General features: G+C 70.6%; 13 protein-coding genes. 3 read left to right on the top strand and 10 right to left on the bottom strand.

What is annotated here, in order from left to right:
* Window positions 1–381 precede the first annotated feature (381 nt).
* The 4 genes from Q8Q77_RS10165 to Q8Q77_RS10150 all read right to left on the bottom strand — a co-directional run bounded on the left by Q8Q77_RS10165 (window position 382) and on the right by Q8Q77_RS10150 (window position 5,676).
* Window positions 382–3,825 carry an AAA family ATPase gene (locus Q8Q77_RS10165; RefSeq protein WP_305583458.1) on the bottom strand — a complete coding sequence of 1,148 codons (3,444 nt, stop codon included), beginning with the start codon at window positions 3,823–3,825 and terminating at the stop codon, window positions 382–384.
* Window positions 3,826–3,833: 8 nt separating this feature from the next.
* A complete protein-coding gene (locus Q8Q77_RS10160) occupies window positions 3,834–4,451 on the bottom strand; it encodes a thioredoxin domain-containing protein (protein WP_305583457.1) in 618 nt (205 codons plus the stop codon).
* Window positions 4,451–5,062: a DsbA family protein gene (locus Q8Q77_RS10155; RefSeq protein ID WP_305583456.1), complete on the bottom strand. Its 612-nt coding sequence runs from the start codon at window positions 5,060–5,062 to the stop codon at window positions 4,451–4,453. Before Q8Q77_RS10155 ends, Q8Q77_RS10160 begins: the two co-directional genes overlap by 1 nt.
* A gap of 74 nt (window positions 5,063–5,136) precedes the next feature.
* Window positions 5,137–5,676: a DUF721 domain-containing protein gene (locus Q8Q77_RS10150; protein WP_305583455.1), complete on the bottom strand. Its 540-nt coding sequence runs from the start codon at window positions 5,674–5,676 to the stop codon at window positions 5,137–5,139.
* Between the two features lie 57 nt (window positions 5,677–5,733).
* On the opposite strand from Q8Q77_RS10150, the gene mutY reads away from it, so the two are divergent.
* Complete coding sequence (gene mutY, locus Q8Q77_RS10145; RefSeq protein WP_305583454.1) at window positions 5,734–6,780, top strand: A/G-specific adenine glycosylase; 1,047 nt, start codon at window positions 5,734–5,736, stop codon at window positions 6,778–6,780.
* Between the two features lie 29 nt (window positions 6,781–6,809).
* Here the strand turns inward: mutY and Q8Q77_RS10140 are convergent, their stop codons facing one another.
* The 5 genes from Q8Q77_RS10140 to Q8Q77_RS10120 form a co-directional block, all read right to left on the bottom strand.
* Complete coding sequence (locus tag Q8Q77_RS10140; RefSeq protein WP_305583453.1) at window positions 6,810–6,938, bottom strand: hypothetical protein; 129 nt, start codon at window positions 6,936–6,938, stop codon at window positions 6,810–6,812.
* Between the two features lie 380 nt (window positions 6,939–7,318).
* Window positions 7,319–8,401 (bottom strand): site-specific DNA-methyltransferase, encoded by a 1,083-nt coding sequence (locus tag Q8Q77_RS10135; RefSeq protein WP_305583452.1) that lies wholly within the window; start codon window positions 8,399–8,401, stop codon window positions 7,319–7,321.
* 92 nt (window positions 8,402–8,493) lie between these two features.
* On the bottom strand, window positions 8,494–9,549 hold the full coding sequence (locus Q8Q77_RS10130) for a DUF2332 domain-containing protein (protein WP_305583451.1): 1,056 nt from the start codon (window positions 9,547–9,549) through the stop codon (window positions 8,494–8,496).
* A gap of 50 nt (window positions 9,550–9,599) precedes the next feature.
* The gene (locus Q8Q77_RS10125; RefSeq protein ID WP_305583450.1) at window positions 9,600–10,214 is read right to left on the bottom strand and encodes a ribonuclease HII; all 615 of its coding nucleotides are present in this window, start codon (window positions 10,212–10,214) and stop codon (window positions 9,600–9,602) included.
* Window positions 10,214–10,804, bottom strand: a complete 591-nt coding sequence (locus Q8Q77_RS10120) for a DNA-3-methyladenine glycosylase I (RefSeq protein ID WP_305583449.1) — start codon at window positions 10,802–10,804, stop codon at window positions 10,214–10,216. The genes Q8Q77_RS10125 and Q8Q77_RS10120 overlap by 1 nt, the downstream gene beginning before the upstream one ends.
* On the opposite strand from Q8Q77_RS10120, the gene Q8Q77_RS10115 reads away from it, so the two are divergent.
* Window positions 10,803–11,729, top strand: a complete 927-nt coding sequence (locus Q8Q77_RS10115; RefSeq protein WP_305583448.1) for an alpha/beta fold hydrolase — start codon at window positions 10,803–10,805, stop codon at window positions 11,727–11,729. The two genes, Q8Q77_RS10120 and Q8Q77_RS10115, sit on opposite strands and share 2 nt — an antisense overlap.
* A 4-nt stretch (window positions 11,730–11,733) precedes the next feature.
* Here the strand turns inward: Q8Q77_RS10115 and Q8Q77_RS10110 are convergent, their stop codons facing one another.
* Window positions 11,734–12,525 (bottom strand): folate-binding protein YgfZ, encoded by a 792-nt coding sequence (locus tag Q8Q77_RS10110; RefSeq protein WP_305583447.1) that lies wholly within the window; start codon window positions 12,523–12,525, stop codon window positions 11,734–11,736.
* Window positions 12,526–12,586: 61 nt separating this feature from the next.
* Between Q8Q77_RS10110 and Q8Q77_RS10105 the strand changes: the two genes are divergently transcribed.
* Window positions 12,587–13,558, top strand: coding sequence for a glycosyltransferase family 9 protein (locus Q8Q77_RS10105; protein WP_305583446.1), 972 nt, complete (start codon window positions 12,587–12,589; stop codon window positions 13,556–13,558).
* Window positions 13,559–13,579: the final 21 nt, after the last annotated feature.

Raw genomic sequence — 13,579 nt, 5'->3', positions numbered from 1 at the left:
ATCCCAAAGGGGGACGTGCCGGCGTAGCGATCGAGCAGCCAGCCGAGGCCGACGCCCATGAGCACCCCACCCACCACTTCACCGATGAAGCGGTAACCCTGCGCCATCGCCCGGTGCGTTTCGCCGCTGGCCTTGCGGGCCAACGCCGACTCGGCCGCTTCGAGACGCGACTCGAGACTGGGTGTCCCGGATTTCGTCTCGTCCGTCTTAGGCATACGTCGGGAGGCCTTTCGACCGCGACGTCGCCGCCACGGCGGGGGCTTTAGGTCGCGCGGAACCTATAGACGCGGTTGCAGTGCGTCAAGGTTGCGAGGGCAGTTATTAACTGATTGATTTATATGACCATTTAGGCGTGTCAAACGCGCGGCAGGCCGGGGTGCGCTATTGCGCCGCCATGGCCTCGGCCTGACGCAGGTCGACCGACACCAATTGCGAAACCCCGCGCTCGGCCATGGTGACGCCGAACAGCCGATCCATGCGCGCCATCGTCACCGGATTGTGGGTGATGGCGATGAACCGGGTCTGGGTCCGGCGGCGCATCTCGTCCAGCAGATTGCAGAAGCGGTCGACATTGGCGTCGTCCAGCGGCGCGTCCACCTCGTCCAGCACGCAGATCGGCGCGGGCTGGGCCAGGAACACCGCGAAGATCAGGGCCGCGGCGGTCAAGGCCTGCTCGCCGCCGCTCATCAGGCTCATGGTGGCCATGCGCTTGCCGGGCGGGCAGGCGTAGATCTCCAGGCCAGCCTCGAGGGGATCGTCCGATTCCACCAGGCGCAGCTCGGCCTGGCCGCCCTCGAACAGGGCCTGGAACAGCGCCTTGAAGTGCTCGTTGATCACCTCGAAGGCGGCCAGCAGGCGCTCGCGGCCTTCGCCGTTCAGTTCGTCGATGCCTTGGCGCAGGCGCGCGATGGCGCCCGTTAGGTCGGCGCGCTCGGTCTGCATGACTTCCAGGCGTCCGGCGAGTTCGACGGCCTCTTCCTCGGCCCGCAGGTTCACCGGGCCGATGGAATCGCGCTGGCGCTCCAGATTGTAGAGGTGGGCCTCCATGCCGCCGGGCTCGGAGGGAATCGCCACCGCCTCGTCGGCCAGCTTGCGGCCGAGTTGCTCGGGCTCGATGCGGGCGGTCTCGCGGATCTGGCCGGTGATCTCGGCCAGGCGTTCGGCCGCGCCCTCCAGCCGAGCGTCGAGCGAGGCGCGCAGTTCGCGGGCCTGGGACGATGCGGCGTCGGAGGCGCGCAGCGCGCGGTCGGCCTCGGCGCGGGCGCCCTCGGCCTGGGCCAGGGCGTCGGACGACTGGGCGCGGCGCGTCTCGGCCTGGCTCAGTTCGTCCAGCAGCTTCTCCAGCCGCGCCTGATGGGTGGCGGGCGCGTCGCGGGCCGCGTCGAGTTTGCCCTGGGCGCCGGCGCGGGCCTGAACCAGGTGTTCCAGGCGTTTGGCGGCGGCGTGGCCACGGCGGGTCCAGTCGTCGGAATCGCGGCGCAGGTGCTCCAGCCGGCGGGCGCGGCCGTCGCGCTCGCGGACCTCGATCTCCAGGGCCGAACGGGCGGCGGCGGCGGCCTCGCGGGCCGGGCCGGCGGCGAGGCGGGCGGCGGTGAGGCGGGCGGGCAGGTCGCCGACCGCGGTGTCCTCCGCGCCTTCCTCGACCGCGACCCGCAGGATGGATTCGGCGTCGGCGAGTTCGGCGCCGAAGCGGCCGATGACATCGTCGAGGGACTGGGCGTGCGCCTCGCGGCGGGCGGCCTCACGGTCCAGCTTCTCGACCGCGGACCGGGCCGCGGAGACCTTCTGCTCGGCTGCGGGCGGGTCGCGGCGGGCCGCGCGCAGGGCCTCCTCCGCGGCGCGGACCCTGGCCGTGGCGGCGCTCAGCGCGTCCTTGGCCACCTTGGCCTTGGGCGACAGCAGCTCGATCTCGGCCTCGACCTCGGTCAGCCGGGTCTTCTGCTCCATCCGCACGGCGGCGGGCTTGGGGGCGTCGGCGCGGGCGGTGAAGCCGTCCCAGCGCCACAGGTCGCCCTCGCGGGAGACCAGGCGACAGCCGGGCGCGAGCTGGCCCTGCAGCCGGTCGCCGTCTTCGCGCGCCACCAGGGCGGTGAAGGCCAGGCGCGCGGCCAGCACGCCCGGCGCCTTGACCAGGGGGGCGAGCGGCTTGGCCCCGGTCGGCCAGGCCGGACCCTCGGCGTCGCGGCCGCCCCAGAAGGCCGGGGCCTTGGGATCCAGCGCCGCGTCCAGGTCGTCGCCGAGCGCGGCGGCCAGGGCCTTCTCGTAGCCGCGGTCGGGGGCCACCTCGTCCAGGGCCGGGGTGAAGCCGCCTCGGCGCTGCTGGGCCACGATCTGCGCCAGGGCGCGGGCCTCGGCGGTCAGGCGGCCGAGCTGTTCGTCCTGCTTGCGGGAGGCTTCGCGCAGCTGGTTCTCGGCGGCGGCGGCCTTGCTACGCTCCTCCTCGGCGGCTTCCAGCGCGGCGCGTGCGGCGGCCAGGGCCGCCTCGGCCTGTTCCAGCTCGCTGCGCGCCTGGGCGGTCTGCGGATTGACGGCGGGGCCGAGCTGTTCGCGTTCGGTCCGCGCCTGGTCCAGCGCCCGGCGCGTGCGGGCGACACGATTGGTCGCCTCGTCGACCCGCGCGGCGCCGGCGCGGCGGCGGGCCTCGTCGGCGGCGGCCTGTCCGGCCAGGTCCTCCACCGCCTCGTCGGCGGCGACGCGGGCCTTGTCGGCGGCGCGGGCGCCGGCCTCAAGTTCGGCCGACCGGTCCGGCGCCGCGGCGATGGCGGTCTCCAGGGCCTGCAGGTCGTCGGCCATGCGCTTCAGCGCCAGGTCGGCGTCCTCCACGATCTGGGTCTCGCGGGCGCGGTCGGCGTCGATGCGGCCCACCTCTCCGATCAGGCGCTCCATCTCCGCGGCGATCGCTTCGCCCTCACGGTCCAGCCGATCCTTGTCGATGGCCAGCCGGTGCAGGATGGCGGCGGCCACGGTCTCGGCCTCGCGCAGGGGGGCGATCGCCTCCTCGGCCTTGGCCGCGGCGGTGGTGGCCGAGGCGGCCTGGCGGGCCGTCTCCTCCACCGCGCGGATGGCGTCGGCGGCCTCGGCGGCGAGGCGTTCGGCGGCCCCCTTGGCCTCGGCCCAGCGCGAAAAGAGCACCGCGCCCTGTAGGGAGCGGATCTCGGCCGACAGCTTCTTGTAGCGCTCGGCCTGGCGGGCCTCGCGCTTCAGGCGGTTGAGCGCGCTTTCCAGCTCGGCGGCGATGTCGTCCAGCCGCGAGAGATTGGTCTCGGCCGCCCGCAGCCGCAGCTCGGCCTCGTGGCGGCGGGAATGCAGGCCCGAGACGCCCGCTGCCTCCTCGAGGATCAACCGCCGGTTCTGCGGCTTGGCGGCGATCAGTTCGGAGATCTGGCCCTGGCGCACCAGGGCCGGCGAGTTCGACCCCGTCGAGGCGTCGGCGAACAGCAGCTGCACGTCGCGGGCGCGCACCTCGCGGCCGTTGATCTTGTAGGTGGAGCCCGCGCCGCGATCGATGCGGCGGACCACCTCAAGCACCGGGGTGTCGTTGAAGGCCGCCGGCGCCTTGCGGTCGGCGTTGTCGATGGTCAGGGTCACCTCGGCGTGGTTGCGCGAGGCGCGGTCGCCGGAGCCGGCGAAGATCACGTCGTCCATGCCGCCGGCCCGCATGGCCTTGGCGGAGTTGGCGCCCATCACCCAGCGCAGGGCTTCCAGCAGGTTGGACTTGCCGCAGCCGTTGGGCCCGACGATCCCCGTGACCCCAGGCTCGATCCGGAACTCCGTCGGGTCGACGAAGGACTTGAAGCCGGAGAGGCGGAGGCGCTGGAAATGCACGGCGCCCCCTATTTCGAGGCTTTGGCGGCGGCGGCCACGGCGGCGTCCAGCTCGGCGGCCGTCATGGCGTGATCCGACACCTTCTTGCCGTTGAAGAAGAAGGTGGGCGTTCCGCTGATGCCCGCCTCCTGGGCGGCCTTCTCGGTGCGCGTCTGCAGGGCCTGGAGCGCGGTCCCGTCGCTGATGCAGGCGACGAACTGCTCCTCGGTCATGCCGCCGGCCTTGGCCGCGGCCAGCAGGTTGCCCCGCGCGTCGCCCGTCCGCGCCATCTCGTCGAAGCCGCCGAAGGCGGCGTCGACCACCTTGAAATAGTTCGCCTTGCCGGCGCAGCGCGCGGTCATGAAGCCGGCCGCGGCGACCGGGGCCGGATCGGTCAGCACCTCGCGCAGGGTGTAGTGGACCTTGCCGGTGTCGACGTATTTCTTCTTGAACGCCGGAAGGACCTCGTTGTTGAACGCCGCGCAGTGGACGCAGCTCAACGAGGCGTACTCGACCATCTTCACCTTGGCCTTGGGGTCGCCCAGGCTCATGTCGCCGACGGCGGGCGCCCCCACGGCCGGTCCCGTCGCAAACGCCATCGCGGCCAGGACGGCGGCGATCGCGATGCGGCGGGAAGGCGCGTTCATTACTTCGAGGCCTCCGCAACCGCGGCGTCCAGCTCGGCCATGGAGATCTCGCCTTCCTTGATCTTCTTGCCGTTGATCACGAAGGCCGGGGTGCCGGTGATGCCGTCCTCGCGGGCGGCCTTCTCGGTGCGGGCGTTGACCGCCTTGAGCGCGGCCTCGTCGGAGACGCAGGCGTTGAACTGCTGCTCGCTCATGCCCGCCGACTGGGCGACCCGCAGCAGGGTGCCGCGGATGTCGCCGGAGGTGAACATCTCCTGCTGGGCATGGAAGATCGAATCCACGACGCCGAAGTACTTGTCCTTGCCCGCGCAGCGGGCGGTGACGAAGCCGGCGGCCGCGACATTGGCCGGGGCGGTGAGGAATTCCTTGAACGTGTAGTGGACCTTGCCGGTGTCGATGTACTTCTTCTTGAACTCAGGGAAGACCTCATTGTTGAACTGGCCGCAGTGGACGCAGGTCAGCGAGGCGTACTCGATCATCTTCACCTTGGCGTTGGGGTCGCCCATGGTCATGTCGGCGCTGTCCACGGCTCCGCCGCTCTTGGAGCAGCCCGCCAGTGCCAGCGCTCCCAGCGCGGCGGCGACGAGCAGACGACGGTTGAAGTTCGGCATGAGACCCTCTGGAATTCCGAATGGTTGAGTAAAGCGCGATTCCCGCCGGCAGGAACGTTTGGAAGCGTCCAAAGTCAACTGGTGCGACGACGCAGCACGCCGCGACCCAAGCTGAGCAATGCGGCTTTCAAAGGGCCTTCGGGCGCGGCGGCCAGGCTGGCGGCCAGCTCGGCCTCTTCGGCGGCGTCCAGCGGGGCCGAGCGGCGGCGGGCGGGCTTGGCGGTTTCGGTGGCGCGCAGGGGCCCCTGGACGATGCGCAGCTTGTTCACCGCCGCCTCGCCGAGGAACAGGTTCACCCGCGCCACGATCTCCGGCGCCTGGTGCTGGATCAGGGCCGCCGAGGCGCCGGCCACGCGGATCTCCAGGGTGGCCGGGCCGCCGGTGCGCGGCTTGGTCAGCTTCACCGGCTCGGTCCGCCGGGCGATCTCGGCGCCGACGATCTCGCGCCAGCGGGCCTGCAGGGCGCCGGGGCCCTGGCCGAACTTGCCGTCCAGCTCCTTCAGCAGCCGGCTCAGGCTGCGGCCCGCCACGGGCGGCGGCCGGCGCTGCGGCCGCGTGCGCTTGCGCGCCAGGATGGCGGCGGCCTCGGCGGCGGTGGGAAGTTCGCGGGGCATCGGGACGATCCTACATCAAGGCTCCCCCGCGAGGCGAGGATCGGGTAGCCAAGCGGGGTGACACCGCAAGCCCTCCGCGCGGCCCTGCTCGCCTGGTACGACGCCAACGCCCGCGACCTGGCCTGGCGCGTCGGGCCGGTCGACGGACGTGCCGGCGTGCGCGCCGATCCGTACCGCGTCTGGCTCTCGGAGGTGATGCTGCAGCAGACCACCGTGCCGCACGCCACGCCCTATTTCCTGAAGTTCACCGCCCGGTGGCCGACCGTCTCGGACCTCGCCGCCGAGGAAGACGGGGAGGTGATGGCCGCCTGGGCGGGGCTTGGCTACTACGCCCGCGCCCGCAACCTGCTGGCCTGCGCCCGCGCGGTGGCGAGCGACCATGGCGGGGTGTTCCCCGACACCGAGGAGGGGCTGCGCGCCCTGCCGGGGCTCGGGCCCTATACGGCCGCGGCGGTCGCGGCGATCGCCTTCGACCGCCCGACCAACGTGGTCGACGGCAATGTGGAGCGGGTGATGGCCCGCCTGTTCGCCGTCGAGACCGCGCTGCCCGACGCCAAGCCGGAGCTGAAGCGGCTGGCCGAGGCCCTGGTCCGCGACGAGCGCCCCGGCGACTGGGCCCAGGCCCTGATGGACCTGGGCGCCACGGTCTGCCGCCCCAAGGGCCCCCTGTGCGACCGCTGCCCGTTGACCGAGTTCTGCGCGGGCCTGGCCGGCGGCGAGCCGGAGACCTATCCGCGGCGGACCGCCAGGGCCGTGCGGCCTCACCGGCACGGCGTCGCCTACATCCTGACCTGGGGGAACGAGGTGGCCCTGGTCCGCCGCCCGCCCAAGGGCCTGCTGGGCGGCATGCTGGCCCTGCCGACCAGTGACTGGCGCGGGTTCGCCTGGAGCGACGAGGAGGCCCTGCACGCGGCCCCGGTCGGCGCCGACTGGCGGCCCATGGGCGAGGTGGAGCACGGATTCACTCATTTCACCCTGACCCTGCGCCTGCTGCGCGCCGAGGGCGACGCCGAGGGCCTGATCTGGACCCCGCGTTCGGGGCTCGACGCTCTGCCGAGCGTGTTCCTCAAGGCCGCGCGGGCGGGGTTGGGCAACCTGCTCTAGGCGGGCGCGCGCAGGGCCTTCGCCTTCAGCTAGGTCGGCGTGTCGGCGAACGGATAGGCAAGAACCTGGTGATCGTCCTCATAGACGACGTACCCTGGCCTCGCAGTCCGCAGCACCTCGCCCCAAATTCCGTGCTGCTCAAGGAGAGCCTGGAGCACTCTCATTTTCGAGATGTGGTCGCTAGCGTTCTCTTTGAACCAGCTAATCGCTTGCGCCTTGCGGTGCGGCCGCGACGACAAGCTCGCGGTCGTCGGCTCAGACATGTTCTTGGCGAACCATTCGTGGATATCGTCGAGCCCGCGACGTCGGCGGGAGCCAGATTGCTGCGCTCTTCAAGCTCGTACGAGGCATAGAAGAGTCCTTGGCGTCGGCCTGACTGCTCGTCTTGCTTGGCTGTGACAAACCGAAGGTACATGGCGCCGCTTTATCACGTCATAGACAACGAACGCCCGCTACCCGTCGAAGGCGGATATTGGCCTTGCGCCCAGGCGCGGCCTCATCATTTGCGACGGCCGCGTCGACCTCTTGGGCAGACCGCCTAAACTGCCGGCATCGCCGAGCGGATCTTCGAGCGCAGCACGTCGATGGGGGCCAGGCCTTTGTCCGACTTGAAGTGCCAGTAGGTCCAGCCGTTGCAGGCCGGCGCCGACTGCACCATGGCGCCGACCTTGTGGATCGAGCCCGAGAGGTCGCCGATCACCAGGCTGCCGTCGGCGCGGACGCGGGCGACGCGTTCGCCTTTGGGGCAATAGAGGGTGTCGCCGGGGCTGAGCAGGCCCGCCTCCAGCACCTGGCCGAAGGGCACGCGGGGCTCGGATTTCTTGGAGCCGGTGACCTCGAGGTCGCCAGGCGCCATGGGCACGATCTTGGAGATCCGGTCCCGGGCGAGCTTCACGTACTTCTCGTCCTGCTCCAGGCCGATATAGCGCCGGCCCAGGCGCTTGGCCGCCGCACCGGTGGTGCCGGTGCCGAAGAACGGGTCGAGGATGATGTCACCGGGCTTGGTCGAGGCCAGGATCACCCGGTGCAGCAGGGCCTCGGGCTTCTGGGTCGGGTGGGCCTTGACCCCGTGCTCGTCCTTCAGCCGCTCCTCGCCGGTGCACAGCGGGAAGGTCCAGTCCGAGCGCATCTGCACGTCGTCATTGGCCATCTTCATGGCGTCGTAGTTAAAGGTGTAGCGGCGCGAGCCGCGGCCCTTGGCGGCCCAGATCAGGGTCTCGTGGGCGTTGGTGAAGCGGGTGCCCTTGAAGTTCGGCATCGGGTTGGCTTTGCGCCAGACGATGTCGTTCAGCAGCCAGAAGCCCAGGTCCTGCAGCGTCGCTCCGACCCGGAAGATGTTGTGATAGCTGCCGATCACCCACAGGGCGCCGTCGTCCTTCAGCACCCGACGGCACTCGGTCAGCCAGGCCTTGGTGAAGGTGTCATAGGCCTCGAAGCTGGCGAACTGGTCCCAGGCGTCGTCGACCGCGTCGACCTTGGAATTGTCGGGCCGGAGCAGGTCGCCGCCGAGCTGCAGGTTGTAGGGCGGATCGGCGAACACCAGGTCGACCGACTTCGCCGGCAGCTTCTTCAGCTCCTCGATGCAGTCGCCGTGGATGATGGTGTCGGGGGAAACGCCCATGATCTTACCTCGATGTCCGGAGTCCGAATCCTGAATCATCGTGGTGAAGGGGCCGTTTCCGAACGTGGTTAACGCACGGAAATCGTTCGGCGTCAGCCCGACCAACGCACCCAGGCGCCGTGGGGGTGGACCTCGGCGAGCACGCGTTCGCCGCCGCCGGGCCAAAGGGTGAGGCGCACCTCCATGGCCGCCAGGTTCGCAGGCGGCGGCTCCATGCGCAGCCAGGCGAAGGGCGCGTCCGGCGTCGCCGCGGCGCCGTGGGTCTCGATGACCCGGCGCAGGGCGGCCTGGCTCTCGGGCGGCATGTATTGCCAGAACACCGAGTGGTAGAGGACGGTCACGGCGCCGGCCTGCGGCGACGCGACGCGGGCGCTCCAGTCGACGGCGTCGGCCTTCTCGACCTTCACGTCCAGCCTGAGCGCCAGGTCGATGGCTGCGGCGATGCGGCCCAGCCGCTCGAACTGGTCGGGCCAGATATAGGCCAGCAGCCGGCGGCGCTGGATGGGATCGGAGAGGTCGCCTGGCCGCCGGTCGCAGGCGGCGCGCTCGATCACCTCGACCCTGGCGTCCACGGCGGGGGCTGGACCGCTCCATTCGGTGTCCATGGCGACAGGGCTTCCCGGATCGCCCCAGGCGGTCTCGCCGAACCGATAGGCGTAGCGGTCCCAGTTCAGGTTTAGCCCAGCGCTGGCGGCGACCTCGAAGGCGCGGATCGGCAGGCCGGTTTGTTTCGCGATCTCCAGGAAGCCCGGCGCCAGGCAGACCGAGCGGCGAACCTCGTTGGTCTGGGGCTCATGGGCCATGAAGGCCGTCAGCCGCGCCTCGTGGGCGATCATCGCCGCGCGGACGGCGATCCATGCGGTGTCGGGATCGGCCTCGCGCCCGGGCTTCGGATAGGTCGCCGCGAGCGCGAGATTGTCGCCGCTCAGCACCAGGTCGTGCAGGGCGCCCAGCAGGCGAAGCGGCACGGCGTCGGCGAAGAGCTGGCGCAGGTCGTTCCCGGCCCAGGGCGCGAGGAGCTTTGAAGCGGGACCACCGCCCTCCAGGTCGTCGGCGGCGCAGGCGAGCAGGCCCGCGTGGAAGGGGGAGCCCAGCAGGTCGCATCCCTTGGCCTGGGTGCGCAGGCATTGTGCAAGATCGTTGCTCATGCCTCCGCGATCCCGCGGCGGGGAGGCGCGGTCAATCTTGATTCATTTGATCAATCGACGAGGCCGCCGCGCTCGATCAGGGCCAGGCGCACCGGCTCCCAGCCGCGGCGGTGGATCTCGCAGGGGCCAAGCGCGCGCAGGGCCTCCACATGGACCTGGGCGTGATAGCCCTTGTGCCCGGCGAAGCCGTAGCCGGGATAGAGGCCGTCCATCTCCACCATCAGCCGGTCGCGGGCGACCTTGGCCAGGATCGAGGCCGCGGCGATTGAGCAGCTGATGGCGTCGCCCTTCACCACGGTCTTCACCTCGCAGGGCAGCTTGAAGCGGTAGTTGCCGTCCACCAGGGCGAAGGCCGGGGTCACGCTGAGCGCCTCGATGGCGCGACACATGGCTAGGCCCGCGGCGTGCAGGATGTTGAGCTGCGCGATCTCCTCGACCGAGGCGAAGCCGACGCCCCAGGCGACGGCGTGCTGCTTGATCTCGATCTCCAGGGCCTCGCGGGCCTTGGCGGTGAGCTTCTTGGAATCGTCCAGGCCCGCGGGCACCCGCGCTGGATCCAGGATTACGGCGCCGGCCGAGACCGGTCCGGCCCACGGTCCGCGTCCGGCCTCGTCGACGCCGCAGACCGGCCCGGGACAGGCCATTTCCAGCAGCATGTCGGGCATCAGGGGCTCATCCGCCGCACCTGCGCATGCCGGTGACAGCAGGTCAGGTGGTCGTTGACGAAGCCGGTGGCCTGCATGAAGGCGTAGACGATCACCGGGCCGACGAACTTGTAGCCCTTGGCCTTCAGCGCCTTGGACATCTCCTCGGCCACCCGGGTCTGGGCGGGAACCTGGTCGATTCGCTCCCATGTGTTCTGGATCACCCGTCCGTTGGTGAAGCTCCACAGGAACTGGGAGAAGTCCTCGCCCTTGTCGCGCATGTCGCAATAGATCCGGGCGCCCGCGATGGCGGCGTCGATCTTGCCGTTGGAGCGGACGATGCCGGCGTCGGCCATCAGCCGGGCGCGGTCGGCCTCGCCGAACCGGGCCACCTTCTCCGGATCGAAGTCGGCGAAGGCGGTGCGGAAGGCCTCGCGTTTGCGCAAGATGGTGATCCAGGCGAGCCCGGCCTGGAACCCATCCAGCACCAGCTTTTCCCAGAGCGCGCGGGAATCGTATTCCGGCACGCCCCATTCCGTGTCGTGATAGGCCTCATAGAGCGGGTCGCCGGCCATGCCGCGCCAGCCGCATCGAATCGGGTCGGAGGTCATGGCCGCCAGTTTTGGCGGCGGCGGGCCGACCTATCAAGCGGAGCCTGCGGGCATGGCGTTCGAGAACTTCCAACTGTCGCGGGTGGATGTGGGCGAGGCGACCCTGCGCGTACGCCATGGCGGCTCGGGTCCGCCCCTGCTTTTGCTGCACGGCTATCCCGAGACCCACATGATGTGGGGCAAGATCGCCGACGACCTGGCGAAGGACTTCACGGTGGTGGCGCCCGACCTGCGCGGCTACGGCGAGAGCTCCAAGCCCGCGGCCAACGAAGGCCACGAGAGCTACTCCAAGCGCGCCATGGCCCGCGACGCCGTGGCCCTGATGGAGCACTTCGGCTTCGCCCGCTTCGACCTGGCCGGCCATGACCGTGGCGGTCGGGTCGGCTATCGCCTGGCGCTGGACTATCCGCAGGCGGTGCGGAAGCTCTCGATCCTCGACATCATCCCCACCGCCGAGGTCTGGAAGCGCGCCGACAAGCGCTTCGCGCTCGCCTACTGGCACTGGAGTTTCCTTGCCCAGCCTGCGCCGTTCCCCGAGAACCTGATCGCCCACGACCCCGACACCTTCCTGTTCGGCGGCATGCTGCGCGGGGGCAAGGCGCCCTTCGCCGACGACGCCTATGCCGATTACCGCAAGGCCGCCGCCGATCCGGCGGTGATCCACGCCATGTGCGAGGACTATCGCGCCGGCGCCTCCTACGACGTCGCCGCCGACGAGGCCGATCGCGGGAAGACCAAGATCGCCGCCCCGGTCCAGGTGCTCTGGGGCGCCCGAGGCGCGCTGGCCGCCTGGTACGACGTGCTCGAGGTCTGGCGGGAATGGGCCCACGACGTCCAGGGCCACGCCATCGACAGCGGCCACTTCATCCCGGAAGAACGGCCGGCCGAGACGCTGGCGGCCTTGCGGGGGTTCTTCCTGGGCTAGCGGCCTAGGAGAACCATGACGGCGTTTCCGCCCGCACCGGACGCCCGTCCGCCGTCAGCTCGCCGCCGATGCGGTCCAGGCGCACCAGCGCCATGGCGCGGCCCTCGGCGCCCGACAGCACCTCACCGGCGCGGAGCTCGCCGTTCAGCACCTCGGCGCCCGAATTGGGCGCGCCGCCCTCGAAGGTCAGGGGCAGCATGCGGCTCTTGATCTGGCCCCGGCGCTTCATGCGCGAGGTGGTCTCCTGGCCGACGAAACAGCCCTTCTTGAAGTCGATGCCGTTCAGCAGATCGAAATTGGCCTCGATGGGATAGGTGGTCTCGCCGGCCCAGTCGGCCGGGCCGGGGACGCCCAGCGCCAGGCGGTGGGCCTCATAGGCGGCCTCGTCGGCGTTGGCTTCGACCTCGACGCCGTAGCCGCGCCAGCCCAGCGCCGCCAGCCGCGGATCGGCCAGCCAGCCGGCGCCGGGGTTATCGCCAAAGGCCGCGAAGACTTCCGTCGCGTCGGCCTCGATCTTCACCTTGGCGCGCAGGCGGTACATGGAAAGCCGCAGGATCAAGGCCTCGCGGCCGGCGGCCTCGACGTCCAGCCAGGCGCCGTCCTGCCGCCCGACCAGGAACATGTCATACATCAGCCGGCCCTGCGGGGTGAGCAGGGCGCCGAAGCGAAGTTCGCCCGGCGCCAAGCTTTCGACATCCTGGGTGATCAGACCCTGCAGGAAGGTTCGCCAATCCTCGCCCGCAACCGCGATCAGGGCTCGGCTGTTCAAGCGCGCGATGGAGATTGGTTTCGTCATGGTGTCGCAGTTAGGGGCTCGCGAGGTGGAGCGCCAGCGCCAGGGCCCGTATACAGTCCCGATGGCCAACGGGTCCTTCCCGATTCTCTTCATCACGGCGACGCGCATCGGCGACGCCGTGCTGTCGTCCGGCCTGATCCGCAAGCTGGTGGAGGAGGTGCCGCACGCCCGCTTCACCATCGTGGCCGGGCCGGCGGCCGCGCCCCTGTTCCTCGACACGCCGCATCTGGACGAGATTATCGTCTTCGAGAAGTCCAAGAGCGGCGGCCATTGGCTGGACCTGTGGAACCGCGTGCGGCGGCGTAAGTGGGGCCTGATCGTCGACCTGCGTGGCTCGGCCATCTCCCAGCTCCTGAAGCGCGACCGCCGCGCGGTGTTCAAGCGCACCGCCGGTCCGGTGGTCCACAAGGTGATCGAGGCCGCGCGACTGCTGAAGATCGAGGACGATCCGGCGCCGCCCTATCTCTTCACCACCCAGGCCACCGAGGCCTATGCCGACGAGCTGACCGCCGGCCGCGGCCCGATCCTGGCCCTGGCCCCGGCCGCCAACTGGGTGGGCAAGACCTGGCCGGCCGAACGTTTCGCCCAGCTCGCCAATCAACTCGTCGGCGGACATGGCCCGATGGCGGGCGGGCGGCTGATGCTGCTGGGCGGGCCCGACGACGCCCAGGCGGTGGCCGCCCTGCGCCACGTCCTGCCCCGCGAGCGCACCCTGGACCTGGCCGGCAAGGTCGACCTGCTCACCGTTTATGCTTGCCTGAAGCGCGCGCGGCTGTTCATCGGCAATGACTCCGGCCTGATGCACCTGGCCGCGGCGGCGGGCATACCCACCGTCGGCCTGTTCGGCCCTTCGGACGAGCGCATGTACGCCCCCTGGGGGCACGACACCCGGGTGGTCCGTGGGACCCGGACATTCGAGCAGATCCGCGCGGTTGACCCTGGCTTTCAGCAGGCGCTCTGTCACATGATGGACCTGCCGGTCAGCGACGTGACCGCCGCCGCCAAGGACCTGTTGGCGCAAACTCAGAAATAGGACGTCCCATGCCGCAGACCT

Origin of the sequence: Phenylobacterium sp. (genome assembly GCF_030698145.1) — a bacterium.
In the GTDB taxonomy this organism is placed as follows: Bacteria; Pseudomonadota; Alphaproteobacteria; order Caulobacterales; family Caulobacteraceae; genus Phenylobacterium.
Note: the sequence above shows the minus strand (reverse complement) of the source record. Positions and strands in the feature narration are given on the sequence as shown.